Annotated in this window: 12 protein-coding genes and 1 tRNA gene; 8 read left to right on the top strand and 5 right to left on the bottom strand. The window is 58.1% G+C overall.

The window, feature by feature from the left end; all coding sequences use genetic code 11:
- Positions 1-99: 99 nt before the first annotated feature.
- The 7 genes from Mal65_RS00260 (at position 100) to Mal65_RS27390 (ending at position 7,973) form a co-directional block, all read left to right on the top strand.
- Positions 100-1,524 (top strand): hypothetical protein, encoded by a 1,425-nt coding sequence (locus Mal65_RS00260; RefSeq protein WP_145292575.1) that lies wholly within the window; start codon positions 100-102, stop codon positions 1,522-1,524.
- Positions 1,525-1,704: 180 nt separating this feature from the next.
- On the top strand, positions 1,705-1,956 hold the full coding sequence (locus tag Mal65_RS27395; protein ID WP_145292573.1) for a helix-turn-helix transcriptional regulator: 252 nt from the start codon (positions 1,705-1,707) through the stop codon (positions 1,954-1,956).
- A complete protein-coding gene (locus Mal65_RS26265; RefSeq protein WP_165700965.1) occupies positions 1,914-2,237 on the top strand; it encodes a hypothetical protein in 324 nt (107 codons plus the stop codon). Before Mal65_RS27395 ends, Mal65_RS26265 begins: the two co-directional genes overlap by 43 nt.
- A gap of 58 nt (positions 2,238-2,295) precedes the next feature.
- A complete protein-coding gene (locus tag Mal65_RS00250; RefSeq protein ID WP_165700974.1) occupies positions 2,296-5,046 on the top strand; it encodes a primase-helicase zinc-binding domain-containing protein in 2,751 nt (916 codons plus the stop codon).
- Positions 5,047-5,341: 295 nt separating this feature from the next.
- Complete coding sequence (locus Mal65_RS00245) at positions 5,342-5,794, top strand: helix-turn-helix domain-containing protein (protein ID WP_145292569.1); 453 nt, start codon at positions 5,342-5,344, stop codon at positions 5,792-5,794.
- Positions 5,794-6,405: an ImmA/IrrE family metallo-endopeptidase gene (locus tag Mal65_RS00240; RefSeq protein ID WP_145292567.1), complete on the top strand. Its 612-nt coding sequence runs from the start codon at positions 5,794-5,796 to the stop codon at positions 6,403-6,405. Before Mal65_RS00245 ends, Mal65_RS00240 begins: the two co-directional genes overlap by 1 nt.
- Before the next feature lie 11 nt (positions 6,406-6,416).
- Complete coding sequence (locus tag Mal65_RS27390) at positions 6,417-7,973, top strand: tyrosine-type recombinase/integrase (RefSeq protein ID WP_145304505.1); 1,557 nt, start codon at positions 6,417-6,419, stop codon at positions 7,971-7,973.
- Here the strand turns inward: Mal65_RS27390 and Mal65_RS00230 are convergent.
- Positions 7,927-7,999: transfer RNA gene (locus Mal65_RS00230), tRNA-Ala, on the bottom strand. The genes Mal65_RS27390 and Mal65_RS00230 overlap by 47 nt on opposite strands.
- A gap of 307 nt (positions 8,000-8,306) precedes the next feature.
- On the bottom strand, positions 8,307-10,130 hold the full coding sequence (locus Mal65_RS00225; protein WP_145292565.1) for a hypothetical protein: 1,824 nt from the start codon (positions 10,128-10,130) through the stop codon (positions 8,307-8,309).
- Positions 10,131-10,239: 109 nt separating this feature from the next.
- On the opposite strand from Mal65_RS00225, the gene Mal65_RS00220 reads away from it, so the two are divergent.
- Positions 10,240-11,745, top strand: a complete 1,506-nt coding sequence (locus Mal65_RS00220) for a sulfatase family protein (protein ID WP_145304504.1) — start codon at positions 10,240-10,242, stop codon at positions 11,743-11,745.
- An 86-nt stretch (positions 11,746-11,831) separates the two neighbouring features.
- Here the strand turns inward: Mal65_RS00220 and Mal65_RS00215 are convergent, their stop codons facing one another.
- From Mal65_RS00215 to Mal65_RS00205, 3 genes are all read right to left on the bottom strand, one after another.
- Complete coding sequence (locus Mal65_RS00215) at positions 11,832-13,778, bottom strand: DUF4914 family protein (RefSeq protein WP_145292563.1); 1,947 nt, start codon at positions 13,776-13,778, stop codon at positions 11,832-11,834.
- Positions 13,779-14,022: 244 nt separating this feature from the next.
- Positions 14,023-20,610 carry a type I polyketide synthase gene (locus tag Mal65_RS00210; RefSeq protein WP_145292561.1) on the bottom strand — a complete coding sequence of 2,196 codons (6,588 nt, stop codon included), beginning with the start codon at positions 20,608-20,610 and terminating at the stop codon, positions 14,023-14,025.
- Positions 20,582-22,909, bottom strand: a complete 2,328-nt coding sequence (locus Mal65_RS00205; protein WP_145292559.1) for an AMP-binding protein — start codon at positions 22,907-22,909, stop codon at positions 20,582-20,584. The genes Mal65_RS00210 and Mal65_RS00205 overlap by 29 nt, the downstream gene beginning before the upstream one ends.
- Positions 22,910-23,168 lie beyond the last annotated feature (259 nt).

The following is a 23,168-nucleotide window of genomic DNA, read 5'->3' as shown; positions in this document are numbered from 1 at the left end:
CGGGTAGGTGCCTGACGGGGTGCCGTACGATCCGCCCGACTGCCGGCGTACCCTTGCGCCGCAGTCGGGCAGGCCGGCCCGCTACAAGGGGACTTATGGATGGGCTTTACCCACACGATTGTTGCTGACGGCAACAGCCCGCTCACTCGCTGGACCAAGTTTCTACAATCCGTCTCGTTCTGGCTCCCAAGGTTTTTAGAGCGCGACGTACTTGCGCTACAGATCCTGACCGAACCCGCATTACCACAGGCCATCCAGCGGGCCGAAGAACAGTTTTGGCGAAGGCAGGCCCAGCAAAGGGGGCGGAAGGCGACAAGCCCCCGCATATGGACCAGGAGCGATGAAAGGGAAGTCAACATTCGACGTGGCCTTGCATCGGGGTGGCATCCGTCCCGTCGCGTGGACCGTGCTGTCGATCGCTACATAAGATTGCGACCTGAACTTTTTGCATCGACGATTCGCGAAGCGAGCCAAGACCAACTTATTCCGCTAGTGGGTAGCGAAATCAAGGACAGCAACGACAAGCTGGTTTCTGTGCTGGAAAACGGAAAACTGTTAGCCGCTTCCCGTCAACGCAAGGACGAAAGAGACGCGGCACTGTCCGCCTGGGAGCAAGACCTAGCCGAGTTGGATCGGTTTGTTCTGGGCTTTTTTGACTACTTGAAGCGGGCAACACCGGTGACCGCAAGCGACACGGAACAAACGATGCCATCGGGCCCGTCATTTGGGCTTGTCCACAGGCAATTGCGCGACGCCCTCCATTACGCCGATCAGCTCGCGGGCGGATCAACTGACGTTTTCTATGTCGAAGCGATCTGCGAGGCCATGACCACGATCGCGACAGGGAATTGTTGCATGGAACAGGCGTTGGCTGGGTTATACCCGCCAGATAGTCAAGCCATGGAATTTGATGGATTAGCGGGTGCGACATGGCATGATCTGGCCGTGCAGTGGCTAGCGCGATCCCTGGACTTGATAGCAACCGCAACGGGTAGAAGCGTCGTGAGCAAACCTAACGACGAAGGCGGTTTCCGCGTGCAACTGCTGCCGCCGTTGCTTGGTCGGCATGATTTGTGGGGGTTGGGCGTCTCTGGGGGAGGTTCGAGACGTTTGGACGCGAAATTGGTGGACGAATACCGCCGCGTTTTAAATGGAGGGTCGCGAACACAAAAGGCGTCTGGCGATCTGGCCGAAACGCCAGGAGTTGCCGCTTCCACTGGGCGTACCTCCACGCACAAGAGAGCGGCAAGTGATGATGATTTGCCGAAGGCAAAACGGGCGGACTCCCCATCACGGGTCAAGGCAAGGTCAGCCTATGAATACGCGATGGAGCGAATACCCGATGCATGCCAGATGACGATAGCCGAACTTCATGCTGCGATCATCAAGGATGGCGAAGCTGCTGCGATGGTTCCCGACCGGCCGGACACATTCGGAAAGTACTTGCGAGATTGCGGAATCAAGGTCTACAAGACTGATGCCAAGGCCGCCGGTGGTTCGGTTGTTCGGAGGTCCGATTTGTAGGAACCGGACCAAATCGGACCATCCTGGAAGTTTTTTTCCTTTTCTTCACCCCGCAAAACACGAGGTTTCCGTGTTTCTAGTCTGCGGTCCGGTGGTCCGTTTTGTGGTCTGCGTATGGCGAACGCTGACAGTCACAAGCCGTGGCGGTGTTTGCTTGGCACATGACCAGAGGGACAGACGATGCCCCAAGAAACCGCAAACGCCGATGCGATCGCTGACGGTCGCGGGCGGGCGATGTTGTCGGTTGATGACATTGCGAAAGACTATCTCGGTTGTTCGTCGCGACACGTTCGCCGACTAGCCGATGCCGGCCGGATGCCCAGGCCGATCAAACTTGGTTCGCTGGTCCGTTGGCCGCGTTCGGTCATTGAACAATGGATCGCTGACGGATGCCCCAATATACGCAACGTAGCGAAAGGGGGCCGACGATGAGCGACGACGACAAACAAAAGTGGTATGCCCAGGCGTTCGCTATCTTTCGGCGAATGCTCCGCAAGGGGAAACCGGTCGCGTTTGAGGATGCAATCCGACCGATTGAAACGCCCGACGGGTTTGACCGTCGCGGCTTCGGGTGGATTCCAGCCGCGATGCACCGCGACGGCGAAATCGTGCCGGTTGGCTTTCGTGAAAGCGTGAACGCTCGGCATCATTGCGGGGTGAAGCGGCTTTGGGTGTCGGCGACCGCGAAGAAAAAAGGGGCTGCCGATGCCTGAGCACCAACAACCCCGAAAGCGACAACCCAAGTATAGCGGGCGTGATTTGGTCCGCGACGTGAAAACCGCTGCCCGTGGGCGGTGGTCCGATTTGCTGCAAGCCGCCGGAATGCCGGCCGATTGTCTGAACGGTCGCGGGCGACCTTGCCCGAAGTGTGGCGGTGAAGATCGCTACAACGCCGCAAGCGACGTGAACGATACCGGGGCGGTGTTCTGCCGGCATTGCTTCAACAAGTCCTCACGGATCAAACCCGGCGACGGTATTGCAAGCGTGGCTTGGCTGATGGATTCCAGCAAAGGCGAAGCGGTGCGGTGGCTTGCCGATCGGCTCGGGCTGGTTCGCGATGCGGACGGGAACACGAAGCCGGCCGAAGCGGTGGACATCATTACGGCGGTTTGCCGCGACAAGCGAATGCCGATTGATGCGTTCAAGTTGTTCGGCGTGAAGGAAGCGACACGGGGACGCGAGCGGTATCCCGTGGCTCGGGTCGATGTTTACAACGAAGCCGGTTCGGTTCATTCCTACTTTGATCTTTGGCCCGGTGGCAAAGGGAAATGCAAACACGGCAAAGGCAATGCCGGCATGTTCTTTCCCAGTCGCTTGCCCGCCGGGGGTGAAACGTGGCTTTTGGTTGAAGGCGTAAAGGATGCCGCCGCGTTGGTTGGACTCGGGTTCAATGCCGCCGGAATGCCGACGAACAAACTTGCGACGAAATACGCTCGGCTATTTGCGGGCGTTGATGTTGTGATTGTCCCTGATTTGGATTTGGCGGGCGTTCGCGGTGCGGACTACACCGCCGGCAATCTTTCGGGCATCGCGGCATCGGTCGCGGTCGCTCGATTGCCTGGCATCGTGAAGGACAAACACGGGGACGACGTTCGCGACGTGTTGCGGAAGCCGGACGGTGAAACGTTTGTTCGTGATGCGATCCGCGAAGCGGCAACATGGGAACCGAAGCCGGACGACAACGAAGCCGACGAACGGCCCGAAGTCATCGTGACGATGAACGAAGCTGCCGTGACCGATGAAGTGGTCCGGTGGCTTGGTCGGCTCGGCTGGGATAGCCCGTGGATCAAAGCAAGCCGCCGCGACAGGGTGCGGGTGTTTGTTCGCGGTGGCGTGCTGGTTCATGCCGTGGAAAGTGACGACATCGACGCGGACGGGCGTTTGACCGTTCGGGATTTGCCGCCGTGCTTGATTCGCGAACGCATCACGCAAGCGTGTTCGTTGATGGTTGAAAAGGAATCCGAAGATGACATCGACATCGTGCCCGTTCGGCCGCCGGGTTGGTTGATTGACGCGGTTTTCAGGCGTGGCACCTATGGCGGTGCGGTGCGTCCTTTGGCGGGCGTTGTGCAATCCCCAACGATTCGCGTCGATGGCTCGATTGTGCAAACGCCGGGCTACGATTTGCAAACGGGTTTGATCTTTCGCCCATCGGTCGCGTTTCCAAACGTGCCGAACAAACCGACGAAGGATGACGCGGCAAAGGCTATCGCCGATTTGCTGGAAGTGTTGGCAGACTTCCCCATCTTTGAAGATGCCGACCGTTCGGCGTGGCTGGCAATGGTCCTTTCGATGATTGGCCGATCCAGTATTGACGGCTACATTCCGTTGTTCGCGGTGACGGCGAACATTCGTGGGGCCGGTAAGTCGCTCTTGGTCGATGCGGCAACGTTGATCGCATACGGGCATCGTGCCGGCCGAAAGGCGTTCACCCGTGACGACGACGAAATGCGGAAAGTCATCACGGCGGTTGCTTTGGCGGCAACGCCAAGCGTTCTATTCGATAACTTGGACATTCAACTAGGCGGGGCGGCTCTTGATGCTGCGATCACGTCGTCAACTTGGTCCGATAGGGTGCTCGGTCAATCTCGGATGACGGGCGACCTTCCGATGCGGACGGTTTGGTCGGCGACGGGAAACAACATGGCTTTCGGCTCGGACGTGGGCCGGCGTGTTCTTCCGATCCGGTTGCAATCGCCACTCGAAACGCCGGAAGATCGAAGCGGCTTTCGGCATCCTGATTTGCTTTCGTGGATTGAAGCGGAACGGCCGCGATTGGCGGTCGCGGCTTTGACCATCCTGCGGGCCTACTTCGTTGCGGGCTGCCCGTCGCAAGCCGGCGGGGATTGGGGATCGTTTGAACGCTGGTCGGCGGTGGTCCGTGGCTCGATTGTTTGGGCCGGCGGTGCCGATCCGTTACCGACACGGCGGGCGGCTCTTGCGGGCGATGATACCGCCGCATTGCTCGGCAAGCTGATTGTGGGCATTGAAACGGCCGACCCTTCGGGCGTGGGTCTGACCGTCAAAGAGATCCAACGAAAGACGTTCGGGACCGAGGCGGACTACGCCGACAACGAAGCCCTAGCCGAAGCGGTTTTCGAGATTTGCGGGGAACGATTCGACGGGCGACGGTTTGCCCGGCGGGTTCGCGGTTTCCGGGGGCGGGTTTGGCAGGGTCGCTACATCGACGACGAATCGGCGGGCGGTGGTGTGAAGCGGTGGCGGGTCCGTAGGGCTGAGGGTTGGTTAGGTGGGTTAAGTGGGTCTGATTCTGCCCGCGAAAATTTGGGGCGTGTGTGTCGCACGGACTCGGAGGGGAATCGACACACCGAACCATCAAATCCTGAGGGGGGAGCTAACCAACCAAACCCACCCAACCGACCGGAAACGGGTTTGCAACACACCGAACACGAATCGGGCGAAGCGGAAACAAACCCACCTAACCAACCAAACCCACCCGGCGACCTTTTCGGGGGCGGCTCGGGCGATATTTCCGCGAACGGGTCGGCGGTGGAGCTATGAACGCCGCCGCGATTGTCGCGGAACTGTCCGCAATGGGTGTTTCGGTGGTCGGCGTGCCACCGGATCGGATTCGGTTGACCGTGCAAGCCGGCGACGTACCGGCCGAAGCGGTCGCGTTGGCTCGGGATCACAAGCCCGCATTGATTGAACACCTAAGGCCGAACTGCCGGCCGCACAACAACCAAGCCAACTACATCGACAAACCCGCACCGAATCGGCCCGGCTGGATACGTTCAACGTGTCGAGCCTGCGGGCGGTTCGTGGGATATCGCCGAAACCATGCAGAATTAGGGGGATGAGTAACGAAATGGTTGGACTCGAATTGCCTCTGCCGCCGAGGTGTTGTAAAGTGATTACAACACCTTATGGAGGACACGATATGACAAGATTTGGAGAGCTTTTGAAGGAATTTCGCCTAGCAGGCGGCTGGTCGCTGCGAGAGTTTTGCAGCGAAAACGGATTTGATGCTGGCAATTACAGCAAGTTGGAACGGGGCAGGTTTCCTGCTCCTGATTCGGACGAAAGGGTTGAAGCCTACGCTCGCGCTTTGGAGCTAAAAGAGGGTAGCGACCAGTGGTTTAGCCTATTCGACGCTGCCGCTGCCGAGCGTGGGCGGTTGCCTAGCGATCTGCTCGATGATGAACAAACGATTGACAAATTACCCGCGTTGTTCCGAACGATTCGTAGCGAACAGCAATCGGGCGGGATTGATTTAGACGAACTGGTCGAGAGGATTCGCCGAAGCTGATGGATGTTCCGTTTCTTTCTTATGATGAATTGAAAGCCATTGCGGCTAGAACGCTTTCGGATAGTAGCTACGCGGATCGTTTTCCGGTCGCGATCGAGATGATTGTTGAACGCGGCTTTGGAATGGACGTCGTGCCGATTCGCGGTTTGCAAAACGCATTCAACATAGACGCGTTCATCTCTCGGGATCTCACAACGATATCCGTCGATGAGTTTGTCCTTGAAAACCGATTTAACAGGTATCGATTTACTCTCGCCCATGAACTTGGGCATCGGGTGTTGCATCGCGACATATTGGGGGCGATGGAGTTCGATTCAATCGATGATTGGAAGTCACAGATAACGCAAATTCCCGAAAGGGAATATGGCTTTCTGGAATACCAAGCGAACACCTTTGCGAATTGTTTGTTGGTTCCGGCAGACGAACTTGATCTGCGATTTGATGGCGTTGTCAACCAAATCAAAGCGGCTGGGCTGAATCCGTCGGATTATCCCGATGAATGTTTGGATTCAATTTGCACGGCTTTGGGGAAACAATTCGAAGTAAGCCGGAACGTCATCCAGAATCGATTGACCAACAAGTACGAAGATTTTGAATCACGATTGCAATAGTAGGTCGAGCAATGGCAACGTTATTCAAGAAAACAACCACCCGGCCGATGCCCGCCGGGGCGAAGATTGTTAGCCGAACGGTGAAGGGCGAGACGAAACGGTTTGCCCAGTGGACCGACCGGAAAGGGAAACGCCGCACAGCGGAACTGACCGAAGCCGGCGACCGTATCAAGACCGAAGCGTCAACGTGGACGGCCAAGTACCGCGATGGCGAAGGCAAGGTTTGCGAAGTGGCAACAGGATGTCGTGACAAACAGGCCGCCCAGTCCGTGCTGGATGACTTGGTGAAGCGGTCGGAACTGGTCCGAGCCAATGTGATGACACCCGAACAAGATGCGATTGCCGACCATGCCGCAATCCCGCTCTCATCACACTTGGCCGCGTTTCTGAATTACCACCGGATGAAGAAAACGAACGCGGACCGCATTAAGACCTACGAAACTCGTCTGAACGAATCAGCAGACGCCTGTCGGTTCCGGCGGTTGATCGATCTTTCCGCCGATCGGCTGGAACGATGGCTGTATGAGCAGGTCGACGGTGAACGCAACATGAGCGAAAGCGTTTTCAACGGATACGTTGAAGCATGGAACAACTTCGCAAACTGGTGCTGCGGTCGGCGGGGGAAAGGGAAACGCAGTCACAGCAACGGCGAAAAGCGGTTGATGGTCAACCCATTCAAAGGAATGACGAAGCTGGACGAACGAGCGAACCCCAGACGAAAAGCCCGAGCACTGACCGGTGAAGAATTGTCGCGACTGCTGGAAGCAACGAAACAGCGACCCCTGAATGATGCCCGAACGATTCGTCGCGGACCACGAAAAGATCAATTGGCTGCGAAGGTTGAACCGCAACGCTGGGTTGAATTGCTTCGGCTTGGGCGGGAACGGGCGTTGATTTACAAAACATTTGTTCTGACAGGTCTGCGGGCCGATGAGTTGCGGACGCTTGAATGCCGCGACCTTTCTTTTGGCGATGTCCCGTTTGTCAGACTGCGACACAGCAACGAGAAGAGCCGCAAAGGTTCAACGGTGCCGTTGCGGTCAGACTTGGCCGCCGAGCTGAGAGCATGGACACTGGACCGGCAGCCCGGCGACCGAGTGTTCGCGGTACCGGACGGCATCCTGCGAATCATGAACCGCGACCTTGCCGCTGCGGGGATCCCGAAGGTGGACGCGGACGGATGCGTAGTTCACGTTCACGCTCTACGACACTCGTTCGGAACGCATTTATCCCGGGCCGGTGTGGCTCCCCGCGTTGCACAGGCTGCGATGCGACATTCCAAGCTCGAATTGACGATGACGACCTACACCGACGCACGGTTGTTGGACACGGCCGGCGCGGTCGAGTCATTGCCTATCGTTCGCGACCACAACGAGCAAATGGTTGCACCAACGGTTGCACCAAATCAGGTGCAACCAAGTCAAATTCAGTCCATTGCTGGCCATTCGGACCACCCGGCACCGAAGGGTCAAACCACGAAAAAACCCCGCAAAACGCTTGGTTTCGCGGGGTTTTCGAAGGTGGAGGATAACGGACTTGAACCGATGACCTCTACAATGCCATTGTAGCGCTCTCCCAACTGAGCTAATCCCCCAGGAGGACTAACAACGGCTGGAAACCGTTGCCAGAAGTGCAGGAAAGTAGCATGAAAATTTGTCGGTCGTCAAGCCCGTACACGGTGATCGACCGGCGAAAAACACGACGAACACGTGGCGCAGTTCTGATTCAATCCTCCGGCCAACTCGGTGCCACCCTTTGGCCGGATTGAACTTGGTGGCGGGGTTGCGGTCCGCACCACCGATCCGTCGCTGGCGCTGCACCGGACAAAGCGACTTTTGGAGGGCGGTTATCCTAACGCCGATCGTGGCGTCTGGGCGAAAAGGGATGGTAGCACGTCGATCTCATTGCGGTGAGTCTCGCAATTCCAGCGGGTTCAAAGCGACCGACGGACGGGCGGCCCGGAACCGCTGCAAAACCCCGTCGCTGACCCGAGTCCGCTGGACATCGATCGACCGTAAAGTCGCGATGGATTCTAGGGTCCTGAGAACTTCGTCACCGACGCGACTGCCGGTCAACCACGCCGTCTGTAGCGCTTTGTGGTTCATCAAATGATCGGCCAAGCGGTCATCGATTTCTGTCCAACTGAGGTCCAATTCCGTCAAACCAACGGCGCGACCGATCCACGGTAACGCGGCTTCGTCGACCGCCGTGTTCTCCAAATTCAACTGCAGTAGCGAAGTCGGGTTGGGGTCCAGAAGCGAAAGATCGTCGGACGTCAAAAACACGCCCGATAGATCCAGCCACTGTAGGCCGACTTGCGGAGAAATCGAACGCAGGCCATCGGAGGTGACTTCGCATCGCGACAGGCACAACTGCTTCATCGCTCGGTCGGTCGGATTGCGTCGTAGATGTGAATCATCGACCCGCAGAAAAGACTCCAAGTCGCTTTGGCGAGGCGGCTGGACCTGGGGTTGCTTCGCCCATGGAACTCGAATCGCGTACAGTTTTGCCAAGCGATCCAACACCCACGCAAACTGATCGTTCGGTGGGTCCATCAACCAATGCGTGTGAAGAATGGCGTGGGCGTACCACGTCGCCAAATCCGATCGCTTTTGGACCTCGTGAACCGGTTGTTTCCATAACGATTCCGGATCCAGGTATTCGACGTTTGCCAGAACGCGATAGCGTGCGAATTGCAACCGCGGGCTATCCCATCCGCCAAGAGTCGCCGCCTGGGAGGAACCTTGAAGTGATTCGACGTATCCAGCGATCCCCTCGACCAACCAAAAATCGCCTCGCGATCCCGGCATGGTGCGTCCCAGACGAGAATCGGTCGCCTCGCGAAACAACTGATGTGTCAATTCATGACGCCGGGTCGCCGCGTCGTCGATCGGATCGACATACAGAAACGTGGTGCGACGTCCGTCGGCATAGAAACCCGTACTGTTTTCGATTCCCGGCACCGCTTCGGCTAAAGCACGCTGGTAACGGGCGCGATCGGCAAAGACAACGATTCGCATCCTTGTTGAATCATTCAGTGTCGTCTGTGTATCGCGAAGTCGTTGAACCACATCGGCGACCGTCGGTTCTGTCATTCCGGCAAACGTCCGAGCAACCTGCGAACGCGATTCCCAAAGCGGGAAAAACAACTGTGTCCAAATCCAATAGGTGCGTTCCAAATCGATGGCGATCGATCGCGTGGATGCCTCGTCGGCTTGGCTGTGGATCACGAAATGTGTCGATTCGTAGGTCCGATAGGTACCTCGATCCCAGTCCAGCCACGATGGTGCCCCGCGACCACCGCGGTCACGAAGTTGCGATGGTGTGGGTCGACTGATTCCCAGGAATCGGGCGATCGCCGGATCGTCTGGCTCCTGTTGAAACGCCCGACACACTTGTTGATAGGCTTCCCACGCGTCGATCGCCCGTGGGTTCAAGCACTGCCGAATCGAAGCTAAATCGGTCGGTCCCACCGCGCGGGCTGGATCATCAGACGTGACCGCACCGGCCGTTTCGGATAAGGCATGGTCGACTTCGGTACACGGAACCAGACATGTGATACGGTCGGGCCAAGGCGCGGTGGCAGAATCAGCGTCGGGTGAATCTTGCCCCACTGAATCGTCGACGGGCAAGGCCTGGAGGATCAGGACACACGCCAGGAAAATCGACGAACCGATCGGTCGACCGAAGCACTGTCGGGCACATGCGCCGAACCTCTGAAACATGTCGGCCTTCGGCGTAGACTGTTGGATTGTGATCCCTGACATCCTGTTCCCACTTTACGACCCAGACGAACGTCCCGTGAATACCCGACGCAGATTCATTCTAGTCGCCATGACCTGTTTGGTTGCCCATCTCGGGCCAGCCACGGTTGCCGACGCTGCCGAACGAAACGTGATCTTTGTGATCACCGATGATGAAAGCCCGACGCTGGGATGCTATGGCGATCCCGTTGCTGTGACGCCCGCGATCGATGCGATCGCGGCCGACGGGGTGGTCTTTCGCAATGCCTATGCCACCACGGCATCCTGCAGCGCCAGTCGCAGTGTGGTGATGAGCGGTCTGCACAATCATCGCAACGGCCAGTTCGGTCACCAACACCATTACCACAAGTTTGCGTCCTTTCACGACGTCGCCGCGCTGGCGTTGCCACGAGTGATGCAGCGTGCGGGTTATCGTACCGCCCGAATCGGCAAATACCACGTCGCGCCCGAAGCGGTCTATCACTATGAAACGGTGATCCAGGGCAACGGCCGAAACGCGGTGTCGATGGCCGAAGCCAGCGCGGATTTCATCACCGACTCGTCCGACGACCGGCCCTTCTTTCTGTACTTTGCAACCTCGGATCCTCACCGCGGTGGTGGGGTTGATCGATCATCTCCGTTGGATCTGAAACCCAATCTTTTCGGAAACAAGCCGAAGCGTGGGGCACACGAAGGGGTCGAAGAGGTCTTCTTTGATCCGGCCGACGTCGTGATTCCCAGTTTTCTTCCCGATACACCGGAAACCCGCAGTGAACTTGCACAGTATTACCAGTCCTGTGCACGCATTGACCAAGGATTGGCGCGTCTGGTTCAAATCCTTCGGGACGCCGACCTGTACGACAAGACCATGATCGTTTTCACCAGTGACCATGGGATGGCATTCGCCGGCGGAAAGACAACGGTGTACGAGGGCGGCCTGCGAGTTCCCATGGTCGTTCGTGATCCCTATCAATCCCGTCGCGGCATTGAATCGGATGCGATGATCAGCCACATCGATATCACACCAACCTTGCTGGATTTCGCCGGAGGCCTGGATACGGAAAACAACTGCCCGAAAGACATCATCAACGTCAAAAAGTTCTGGAAAGAACGCGGCGAAGCAGAGCAAGAGAACCGCGACGGTGGAAAACCATTTGACCATTATCACGGCCGATCATGGATGCATTGCCTGGCCCATCCAGACGACGCCCACCACGAACAGATCTTTGCCTCGCACACGTTTCATGAGATTCAGATGTACTATCCGATGCGTGTCATCCGCGATGCGAAATACAAGCTGATCTGGAACATCGCACACCCGTTACCGTATCCCTTTGCGTCCGATCTTTGGGCGGCAAGCAGTTGGCAGGCTCAATGGGCAAAAGGCCCCGATGCCCCGTATGGGACGCGAACCGTCGGACAGTATGTTCAGCGACCTGAATTTGAATTGTTCGACATCGCAGACGACCCGAACGAATCAAACAACCTGGCTGACAGCCCCGGACATGCCGACGTCTTGGAACGGTATCAGGGCAAACTGAAACAGTTGCAAAAACAGTACGACGATCCGTGGATCATGAAGTGGAAATACGAATAATCCTCGCCAAGAACACCTAACGGGTCCTCGGCGAGGATTCGATGGAAACCGTGATGCGGCCTTTGTTTGAAGGCCGCATTTTTTTATCAGACTTTGATCATGTCGTCGTAATCGGACACGCTGGCGCCCTGCAAACAGGCATCAATGATCTTCCGTCCGTTGGCCGACAAATCGGGCGAATCGAATTTTGCCAATTGCGTCTTGAAGAAGTCGAACAAAATCTCGGCACCCGCGTCATATGCGGTTTCGCCCACTTCGGGTTGCTTCGAAACGTCAAAAAACCAAGTACCGATGATTTGGCCTTCGACCTGCATCGTGTGACGATGGCGACCGAGCAACGGGCATCGGGCTTCGACCAATTCGCTATCGCGGAACTTGGACGAACCACGTCTTGCCAAGTATTCACGGACGGTCCACTGCGGAGCGAATCCGACATCCCAGCAACCGATGTGTTGGTTGGGAATCAGCACGAACATGGTGTCGGTGGTATCGGTGATTTGATCCAACAGGATGTTGGCTTGGTCGACACGACGTCCGGTCGCGAACGGCCAATACGATCCCACGCCTTCGGACTGCATGCCGCCGGTGTCGACGATCGACGGGTTGCCATGGCCGCGAGGTGCCACCAACCGCCACAACCAAGCCAGGGCGGGCGGCAAGACATGGAATAGACCCATGATGCCGTAGGTTGGCTTTTCGATGGTGCATGGTGGGCATCGCACGCCGAAGGATCGAATATCCACGGTCACCGGTGCGTCGACGATGTTGGGATAGTATTCCCGCGGCATCACGACCCGAGGGTTGGGACAGGGAACGCCCGGTTCGTCTTGGATGTGTTCCCAAATCAGTGCCGTCGAACCGGGAACGGTATCGATGTTCAAGTGCAGGATTGGTCCCGGGGGATGCGTAGTCAACGCTTCCAAGTGCGGATCGGTCCCGTACCGAGTGATGTGGTTGACGCGAATGAACCAAGCGGCTTCGGCGTCCACCAAGGTCACCTTGCGTGTCCGTTCGTCGGGGCCTTTCAGATCCGGGTGACACAGTGCCATGTCATCGGTAACCGGATGCAATTCACACGCACGCGGGATCGTCAGGAACCGTTCATCACCGGTGATCAGGTTGGTGGCCAATTTCAAACGACCGTCAGATTCGCGGTGCATTTGTTCCAGCATTTCCGACTTACCACCGCCGGACGCACCTTCGTGCATGATCGTCGTGGTGTTGTCATACGGCGTGATGACCTGGACTGTGCTGCAGTGTGCGGTGGTCCAAGGTTGTTCGTCACGTTCGCCCGCGGTCAACAACATCCCATAGACGCCCTTCTTGGCGGACGGTCCGGGATACAAGTTGTACGAAAACAGTTCGTGAAGCGTCGTCGTGTTTCCATCGCTGCCCATATCGTCAAAGCGACGATTGTGGACAACCACTTGCTTGCCTTCGAAATGCGTGTGCCGGAACGGCGGCGCGATGTACAGAATGGCTTTGTGGAAATACTCACTGCCCGCCTTGCGGACCTTTTCCAACGGCACGATGCCTTGCAGCATGGCCAAGCCGAGTGCAAAGAAGGCCGCGTTGGTCGGACAGATCGCAACAGCGCGAATGGGATCGTCTTTGCTGCCGGTTTCGAAAAAGAAACATGACAAGGGCTGGGTCTTCAGCCATTCGAACGTTTCCTGCCGAAGCCCATCAAACGCTTCGCCGAATCGGTCTTCGTAGCGCGGCTTGTCGGTTTCGCGGTTGTCACCGATGACCATGCAGTTCGGATCCCGGCGTCGCATGTAGGGATCCAAATAGTTGGCCGCGATGCCATTTTTGACTTCGCACACCTTGGCTTCGGGTATGAAGCCTTTGCCGGGAATGTCATACCCGACGGTGTAATATCCGGCGGCGTCTCGCTGGTCGACCGGCGCCGCAGCTTCGACTAATTCGGCAACGGAGCCGACCAGGGACAGGCGGTTTTCAGCTTCGGCGGCCTCCAAAACACTCATCGCTGATTGCGAGAGGGTTAATTCCGGCAGTTCTTTCAGTGGCATGAATCATCCATCAAGAAAAGAGACGTCGGTCGGTGATTCACCCGATGGATCGTCAGGTGATTCCGGATACTTCGGCCCCTAGGTTATCAAGACCCCAAGCCGAATGGTCCTCCGTCACCGATCGGCAAGTCTTGCGGGAACCGGTCGGCCACAAAAATCCGTCAAGGCAAAATTCGTTCACCTTGAATCAACACATTCGCACCAACTGTCGCACGTCCGGACGACCGTCATCTTGGTCGGCCGGTCACTTTCCATCACGGGCATCCAGCACGGCTTCGGCCAAAGTGCTTAGTGAGGGGTTTTCGACAAACCGACTGATGGGTAACTGAACGTCCAGTCTTGCTTCGATATTGTTCTTCAATTCGATCGCCATCAGCGAATCCAGCCCCAGTGCCGCAAGCGGTTCGGTCCGGTCGATTGAATCCGCCGACATCCCCAAAATCATTGCAAGCTGGTTGGACAAGTAGGTCAGCGTCAAACCGAGCCGGCTGTCCACCTTGGCTTGGTCCAAGACGGCCAAAAATTCAGTGTCGACCGAACCGGAATCGGAAACGTCATTCGATACCGAACCGGTCAACCCACGCAGACGCGACGGTCCGGGGTCGGCGAATCCGGCCGCCATCATCTTTCGCCAATCAACGTCCACCACGGTCAACGTTTCGGGCGCCGCCGGTGCGGTTGCGGCATCGATCAAGACGTCGCTGGCGACTTCCACCGGCAAGGGCCGCATTCCTAACGCAGCAATATTCTTCTGCGTCGCCGCGTCGTCAGTCATGCCCCCGTTGGCCGAATCCCAGGGTCCCCAGTGGACGACATTGGCGGGTAAACCGGCGCCACGACGTGCCGCAGCGAAGCCTTCCAAGAACGCATTGGCCGCCGCATAGTTCGATTGAGCGGGCGAACCAAAGACGCTGGCAACGCTGCCCAATAACGTGAAATAGTCCAGGTCATGGGAACGAGTCGCTTGATGCAACGCGACGGTACCGTTGGTCTTCGGACACAACACGTCGGACAGCGAATCATGATCGATCGAACCGATCAAACGGTCATCCAGAACGCCCGCCGCATGAATCACGCCTCGCAACTGACCCGTCGACTGTGTGATCTGATCCACCAAGGTTCGCATCGAATCGACGTCGGTCACATCTGCTTGGTGATAGACAACGGTCGCATCCCATTGCCTGGCCCACTGGGCCAAAGCTTGCACCCGTTCAGGCAACGGCCGACGCGCCACCAAATCGACGCGTTTCGCCCCTCGTTGAATCAGACGTCGTGCGACGGTGGTGGCAATCGCGCCGCTGCCGCCGGAAATCAGATGAGATCCCGAATGTCGTGCCAAATCATCTCGATGCAACGTCGGCGCGACCACGATCTTTCCGATGTTGCGGCGCGCGGCCATGTAACGCATCGCAGCCGGTAATTCGTCCAAACGAAAACGCGTGATCGGCAACGGACGATAGCGACCAGTTTCAAAACCATCGACGACCTGACGGTACAGTTCCCGGACTTCGGTCGGTCGATTTCGCAGCAAACGATCCAGATCAATCGCGCTGTAGGTCAGGTTGTCTTGGAACGGCAACAGACCCAACGGCCGATTCTTGTAAATGTCGATCTTGCCGATTTCTAAGAACCGGCCATGTGCCCTGAGCAAGCCGATCGACGCATCAATCCATTCGCCCGGAAGTGAATTCAAGACGACATCGATCCCGTCGCTGTGCCGGCGAATCTGTTCGATCGATCCAAGATCACGACTGTCGAAGATCTGGTCTTCAGGGACTCCCAACTGAGCCAACAACTGTCGTTTATGCTCGCTACCGGCCGTGCAGTACACGTCGGCACCGACAGCCTGGGCGACCTGAATCGCAGCCAATCCCACGCCACCGGCACCGGCATGGATCAATACCTTTTCGCCTGCCGTCAATCGGCCGACATTAAGCAGCGCATGATGGGCGGTTAGGAAAACGATCGGAACACCCGCCGCTTCTTCATCACTCAGGCCGTCCGGGACACGAGTCAACAACGACTCAGTCGTGCGATCCGCCGAGGCGAAACCATGGGGAACCACACCCATCACACGCATGCCCGGGTGCATGTCTTGGACAGCGGGCCCCACTGATTCGACGATGCCACAAACTTCAATTCCCAACGGAACCACTTGATCGGTCACGCCCGGATAAAGGTCCATCGATTTCAAGACGTCGCTGAAGTTCAAACCGACGGCACGACAACGAACACGGACCTCGTCATCGATCGGGATCTCTTGGGGCATCCGCTGGGCCCACAGACCTTCGATGCGATGTGTCCCGTCCAGCCGGATCCGGTATTCGCCACGGTCAGGCAACGCCAACTCGGATCCCTCCGGGCGCGAAAGCAGTGCATGGGGTACATGGTTCAGTCGTGGGATCCACCACTGGCCGTCGCGAATCGCAGATTCCGTTTCCACCGTATCGTCCGATGCCAGCCAATGACGAACCATCGCAGCGGTCGAATCATCGCGAACGTCGACATCCAAGTGACGGATTCGCAGCCCGGGGCACTCGTTGGTCGCCGAACGGATCAATCCCGCGACGGCAGATGCAACCGGATCCACGTCGACCGTCGAATCCGCAACATTGAATGCGGCTTGTGTGATCACCGACACTCGTGGCGGCGGGCTGTGTTTCAACGCCGCCTGAATGAAGTCCAATACAGCGGTTGTTTGATCGGCGACTCGCGCAGCCAAATCACAATTACCGCTGATTGCACCGGAGCCAAAGCATTTGGATGACGGTTGGACCCACAGCCATTCGTGTCCCTCCGGTTGGACTTGGTCTTGTCCCGAAACGGGCCAAACGAACGAGGGCAAATTGCCGTCGAAATCGGCATCCGGTTCGGCGGCCAGCGACCACTGGGTTTGATAGATCCAGCGTGATGGATCCTCGGTATTGGTACGACGGTCACGTTGCAACCGACGCAGGGTCACGTCAACCAGCGTCCCCACGACGTCGCCTTGATCGTCGCGCAACACGACATCCGCGATCGCGTCATGATCGCAAGACTTCAATACCGCTTTGGCCTTCGCGATTTGACGGGTCGACGGTCCCAAGTGAACGGACCCGATGCTGTGCGGCAGAAATGCGGCGACGTCCGATCTTTCGCCGGATCGCCGGGAACCATGGATGGCCGCACCGATCAGTTGCAACGCCCCGTCCAGCAACACCGGATGCCATCGGTAATTGTCGACGTCCGATTCCAATGTCGCGTCGACCGCAAGTTCACCGATGGCGATGCCCTGACCGACACGGATCTTTCGTAACACTTGGAACAGCGGTTCGTACTTCAAACCGGCGCGTTCGGCCGACTGATAGAACTGATCGACGGGAATTTCGTCTAAGGATTCCGGCGTCGATCGCTCGGCCGCGGACATATCGCCGTAGGTCACCGCGGTGGGGCCGACCCGGACCGTAGCGCTGGCGCAGGTCGCCCAGTCGACTTTGGTTTCGTCGTCGTGTTCGGCAGTGGAAATTTGAACTTTGGATCGATTGGCCGCCAGCGGTGCGACATGGACCTGCACGTCCACGGCGCGTTCCGGTTGCATGAACACCGGTCGCTGAATTTCGAAAGACTCCAACGCGATTGGCTGATCCGGGAAACACTGACGTGCCGCCGCGAGGATCGATTCCAACCACGCGGCACCTGGCACGGTGACGCTGCCGCTGACAATGTGATCGGCCAGGAAAGCCGGCAATCGGTCGCGAATCGTGTTGGCGAAAAGAGTCCCGCCGATGGCCAGAGTTTGCTGCGAACCCAAGATCGGATGGACTTGAGAACCACCGACCGCGGCACCACGCTTTGCGGGCGGATCGTACCAGTACCGCGATCTTGCAAACGGATACAGTGGCAGGGCGACCCGTCGAAACGATTTCCCGTTCCACTCCGCTTTCCAATCGACATCGAAGCCGCAAGTCCAAGCTTGTCCCAGCGTCTTCAACCAACTTTCACGATCGGGGGTGCCGGAATCCAAGACGGAAACCAGTTCCGGCGTTTCGGCTTGGCCGTGATTCGGATCGGTCCGTGTCGATTGATGACGCCGCAACATGCCGATCAATTGCGGTCGGGGGCCCACCTCGATCACCAAGTCGTTGGTGACTTCCGCTAAGCGATTCATCACATCGGTGAACCGAACGGGTGACACCAGATGTTCGATCCAATAATCAACGTCGATCGAGCCTTCCAACCAGTCACCCGTCAGCGACGAAGCGAATCGGATGTTTCTTGGAATTTGTATCGGATCCAACAGTCTGCGCAACTCGTTTTCCAACGGCTGCTTCGCGGGCCGCATCAGAGGTGAATGAAACGCGTGCGACACATCCAGCGGATAAACGGCGACGGATGAATCCTTGGCGACGCGTCCCAGTTCGGCGACCGCATCGTTGGTCCCAGCGATCACCGTCGCGTTGACTCCGTTCATCGCGGCGATCACGGCGGAGCTGCCGGATTGCTTGATCCACTGTTGGACTTGTTCGACGGGCGCCAGCAACGCAGCCATCGTTCCGCCGGCGGGCAGATCGCCCATCCATTTGCCGCGATAGGTCGCCAACAACATGGCTTGTCGTTGATCGATCGCGCCGACACTGTAAAACGCCGCGATTTCACCGATGCTGTGACCGGCCACGACGTCGGGGGTCAAGCCACGGTCCCGCAGGACATCCACCAACGCACATTGGATCGCGCAGATCGCCGGCTGCGCCAGCGACGTATGATCGATGTCGCCGGCATCACCCCGCAAAACGTCCCATAGCGGGTACGGCAAATGAGGGTCCACCCATTGCGATGACGCATCGATCGATCGTCGGAACGGCTCATACTGCTTCGCCAGCGTTTGCCCCATGCCGACATATTGCGAACCCTGGCCGGTGAAAACCATCGCCAGCTTTGGACGTCGTCCCTGCGGCGGTCGCCCGTAGCGGGCCTTCGCTAAGGAACGAGCCGGTTCCTGCGCCGCGAAATCACGCAGCGACTTGGCGATGTCCGGTCCGCTATTTCCAACCACCGCCAACCGCCGGGTCAGCGACGAACGGTGCAGTGTCGTCGTGGCGGCAAAGTCCCGTAATTGGGCCGCATCAAATTCGTCACAGCGATCGGCGTATTGGACGGCCAAGTCCTGCAATGGACCATCATCTTTGGCTGACAACACGACCAATTGGCTGGCAGCGTCGGACTTGATTTCGCCATTGGACGCGGCCGATGAACCATTGCGTTGCACCGGAGCAATCGTGGATCCGTTGACGTGGCCGTTGGCCACGGCGGTGCCGTTTTCACCGGTGTGCGGATTGGGAGCTTCCTGGACGATCAAGTGCGCGTTGGTTCCGCCGAAACCGAAACTGCTGACCCCCGCGATCCGGGTTCCCACATCGCCGCACATCCAATCGTGGGACTGATCCGCGATTTTCAGCCGGTTGTCTTCCAAACGGATGTTGCGATTCAGCCGACCGAATCCCGCTTGTCGAGGAATCCGTTGATGGCGGAACATCTGCAAGACCTTCAACAGTCCCGCGACCCCGCTGACCGTTTCGGTGTGGCCGATGTTGCCTTTGACGCTGCCGACACGGACGGGCGACAGATCTTGGGTGCGGCCGCCAAAGACTTGTTGCAACGCCGTCATTTCAATCGGGTCACCCAAAGGTGTTCCCGTGCCATGGGCTTCGACATAGCTGACATGGTCCGGCGTGACTTTGGCACCCGCCATGGCCTCGCGAATGCATCGGACCTGCGCTTCGCTGCTGGGGGCGGTGATGCCGCTGGTTCGACCATCTTGGTTGATCGCCGAACCACGAATCACCCCGCACACCTGATCGCCGTCGCGAAGCGCATCGGTGTACCGTTTCATCAGCACCATGCCGCAGCCTTCGCCACGCACATAACCGTTGGCATCATCATCGAAGGGGCGGCAATCACCATCGGGGCTAAGCATCCGCGCTTTGCTGAAAGCGATGGTGGTTTCCGGCGTCAGGATCAAATTCACACCGCCGGCGATGGCCGCGTCGCTTTCGTGGCGGCGCAACGAGACGACCGCTTGATGAATCGCGACCAAGGCCGATGAACAAGCCGTGTCCACGATGAAGGAAGGCCCGCGTAGATCAAACAGATACGAGATCCGTCCCGCGGCGATGCTGAGCGCGTTCCCGGTGCCCAGGTGCGCATCAATGTGTTCAAAGTAGTCCGGGTATCGTGAAGGAACCTTTGAATAGTCCGTTCCACCAATGCCGACGTACACCCCCGTGCGGCTGCCACGCAATGCATCGATGGTCACGCCGGCGTCTTCGAACGTTTCCCAAACCACTTCCAACAACAAACGCTGTTGGGGATCCATTCGAGACGCTTCGCGGGGTGAGATGCCGAAAAATTCCGGATCAAAGTCGCTGACGCTGTCGATCAAAGCCAACTTGTCGACCGACATCTTCCCGGGAGAACGACCGGTGGCGTCGAAGAACTGACGCTGATCCCATCGATCGCTGCCGATTTCGCGGATGGCGCGATTGCCCGATTCGATCAACTGCCAATAGGCATCGGGATTGGGCGCACCCGGCAACCGGCAACCGATACCGACGATCGCGATCAGGTCATCGTGAAGCGGCGCCGCGGACGTCGAACGATGCGCGTCAACCGATGGATCCGCGGCTCCATGACCATTGGAATGATTGGAACCGTTGGCGGATGAAGACTGGGCCTTTTCACGAAGGCGGCGGGCCAGCAGTTCGCGTTGCGCGGGAGAAAGATTCGATAGTCGCTTGTTAAGATCGTCGGCCGGCGGTGCACCGGATTCAGGTTCGTCGTTTATCTGCGAGGGCATGATTGACTTGGTCTTCGGATAGGCCTTCGATCTCGTCAAGCAGCCCTTCCAATTCTGCGGGATCGAGTTCTTCGACCGTCGGCTGGGACAGATCGTCGGCGTGGCCGTTCAAGGCTTGGGGTGCCGAACCGTCCTCGGCACTCGCACTCGTGCGGGAATCGCCCAACCATTGGTCGGCCAGATACACGCTCAGTCTTGAAACGGTCGGATGGTTTAGGGCAAGCACCGGGGTCAACTCGATCCCGGACCAATCTTCGATCTCACCGCTCATTTCCACAGCGGTCATCGAATCCAATCCGTATTCGGCAAAGGGCTTGTCCAGTTCGATGTCGTCGGGTCGCACACCGGCGCGAACCGTCAACCATTCGACCAGCCAAGCCTCGATGGCTTGAATGACCGTGTTGCGGTCCGAACCGTCGGGCGAAGCCGGCAGATCGGGCAACATCACGGACTGTTCACCGGCAAAGGCGCGCCGGTAGTGGTGTTTCGTTTTGATGTCGCCGTCAAGAAACTGTTGGCGACAACGCAGACGCTGGACTTTCCCACTACTGGTTAACGGTACCGTCGCGGCACGAACCAGCAAGACCTCCGTTGGGTCAATTTCATGGGCTTCGACGATCGCCCGTCGAATCCGCCGGACCGTTCCGGCGTGGTCCACATTGGCGTCACGGCGGGGCAATTCGACCACCACAATCAACGCTTCGCCCCGGTGGGCATCCACGGCAAACGCGGCGGTCTGGATCGATTCGCCCGCAAAAAGCTCGCGTACGGTGGCTTCGATGTCCTGGGGATAGTGGTTCCGCCCCCGCAGTACGACCACGTCCTTGCGGCGTCCGGTGATGAACAGATTTCCCTCGAATTCAAAGCCGAGATCCCCGGTACGGCAAAAACGGCGGCCATCGTCTTGGGCCAACGACGCACGGAATTGGGTCTCGTTTTCTTCGTCGCGATTCCAGTAGCCGTCGGTGACACCTTCGCCACGGATCCAGATTTCACCGACCACTTGCGATTCGACAGGCTGGCGCGATTCTGGATCGACGATCACTAATTCGGTTTGATAGGCGGCCGAACCACAGGCAACCAACTTAACGAATTCTCGGCCGCGGCCCTTGGGATCCACCACCGCTTTGCCTTGCCCCAGCGATCCACGGTGCACGGTTACCGTTTTCGGTTCGGAAGGCCCGTCGCCGCCGGCGGCCAACAAGGTCGCTTCGGCCAATCCATAACAGGGATAGAAAGCGTCGCGGGAAAAGCCGCACGGTTCGAATCGATTGGCAAAGTCGGACAACGTCCGGGGCGCGATCGGTTCGGCGCCGCAAAACGCGGTCTTCCAATTTGACAAATCCAAGTTGTCCGCTTGTTCGGGCGTGACACGATCGACGGCTAACTGAAACGCAAAATTGGGGGCACCGCTGATGCGTGCCTTTTCTTCGCTGATCAATTCCAACCAACGGATCGGACGCCGCAGGAAGGCTCGCGGGCTCATCAGGACCGCAGTCCCGCCGACGTACAACGGTTCCAAAATGCCGCCGATCAAACCCATGTCGTGGAAGAACGGCAACCAGAACACACCACGGTCGGGCCGCTGCACGTCATCGTCCTGCCAATCGATTTGAAACCCACGCCGGATCGATTCCAAGTTGGCGATCAAATTGCGATGTCGTACCAAGACGCCCTTGGGTTCACTGGTGCTGCCGCTGGTGTATTGCAAGAACGCGACGGTGTCGGCGCCGGGCAAGTGCTGTGGGTTAAACGCGGGCGCGTCGGCCGACGCGATGCCGTGGTTGGACGCCACGTTTTCATCGGTGGCGACCCGAGCAATGGAACGTGCCGATGGGGCCAGACGATTGTCGTCCAAACCAGCCAACGATGCGGCATCACCGATCAACACGGTAGGACGACAGTCATCGGCAGCGGAGTCCAGTCGTGGCATCTGCCGATTCGGCTTGGGATACGCCGTCGGAACCGGAATGAAGCCGGCCAGCTGGGCCCCCAAAAAGCCCGCCATGAATTCCAAACCCGGCGGGAACAACAAGAGCGCGCGATCGGGTTGGCCCTGCGATGAAATCCGGTTTGCTGAATCTGACGACGCCGACGCATCGGACAAAGCGCCTGAATTTGGCTCCGGCAGGCGGGCTGCCGTCTCCAGGGCGCGACGCCACAAATCGCCATAGGTCCATTCGAACCGTTCATCATCGTCGGACACAAAAACCAATGCCGTTCGATCACCGGTTCGCTCGGCTCGACGCCGGATCAGTTCCGGCAGTGTCGGGCAGTTCGTGAATTCGGATGACGGCATCCCAGCGGTTCCCCGGGGTTCGATGTGTTCGCGGACGCTCAGATTCTAACTGGCGAACCGTAAAATTTTTACCCACACGTTTCGGTTTCGGCACGCAATCTTCACAGCTGCAAAGCCGATGCCCGCCAATGCTTCAGGCAATGTTTGCGGTCGACCCACCGCACGGACGCGTTCTGATTGTGTCGGATCAACCTCCGCGACGATTTTTCATCGCCCGAACTGTTGTGGAAAACTTGCACGGTTTTTGGGCCTGCGGCGG

It is taken from the genome of Crateriforma conspicua (assembly GCF_007752935.1).
GTDB lineage: Bacteria > Planctomycetota > Planctomycetia > Pirellulales > Pirellulaceae > Crateriforma > Crateriforma conspicua.
Note: the sequence above shows the minus strand (reverse complement) of the source record. Positions and strands in the feature narration are given on the sequence as shown.

Excerpts from the sequence above, each read along its gene's own strand:
- Mal65_RS00260 (WP_145292575.1), top strand. The coding sequence starts at position 100 with ATGGGCTTTACCCACACGATTGTTGCTGACGGCAACAGCCCGCTCACT.
- Mal65_RS27395 (WP_145292573.1), top strand. The coding sequence starts at position 1,705 with ATGCCCCAAGAAACCGCAAACGCCGATGCGATCGCTGACGGTCGCGGG.
- Mal65_RS26265 (WP_165700965.1), top strand. The coding sequence starts at position 1,914 with ATGCCCCAATATACGCAACGTAGCGAAAGGGGGCCGACGATGAGCGAC.
- Mal65_RS00245 (WP_145292569.1), top strand. The coding sequence starts at position 5,342 with ATGAGTAACGAAATGGTTGGACTCGAATTGCCTCTGCCGCCGAGGTGT.
- Mal65_RS00240 (WP_145292567.1), top strand. The coding sequence starts at position 5,794 with ATGGATGTTCCGTTTCTTTCTTATGATGAATTGAAAGCCATTGCGGCT.
- Mal65_RS27390 (WP_145304505.1), top strand. The coding sequence starts at position 6,417 with ATGGCAACGTTATTCAAGAAAACAACCACCCGGCCGATGCCCGCCGGG.
- Mal65_RS00225 (WP_145292565.1), bottom strand. The coding sequence starts at position 10,130 with ATGTTTCAGAGGTTCGGCGCATGTGCCCGACAGTGCTTCGGTCGACCG.
- Mal65_RS00220 (WP_145304504.1), top strand. The coding sequence starts at position 10,240 with ATGACCTGTTTGGTTGCCCATCTCGGGCCAGCCACGGTTGCCGACGCT.
- Mal65_RS00215 (WP_145292563.1), bottom strand. The coding sequence starts at position 13,778 with ATGCCACTGAAAGAACTGCCGGAATTAACCCTCTCGCAATCAGCGATG.
- Mal65_RS00210 (WP_145292561.1), bottom strand. The coding sequence starts at position 20,610 with ATGCCCTCGCAGATAAACGACGAACCTGAATCCGGTGCACCGCCGGCC.
- Mal65_RS00205 (WP_145292559.1), bottom strand. The coding sequence starts at position 22,909 with ATGCCGTCATCCGAATTCACGAACTGCCCGACACTGCCGGAACTGATC.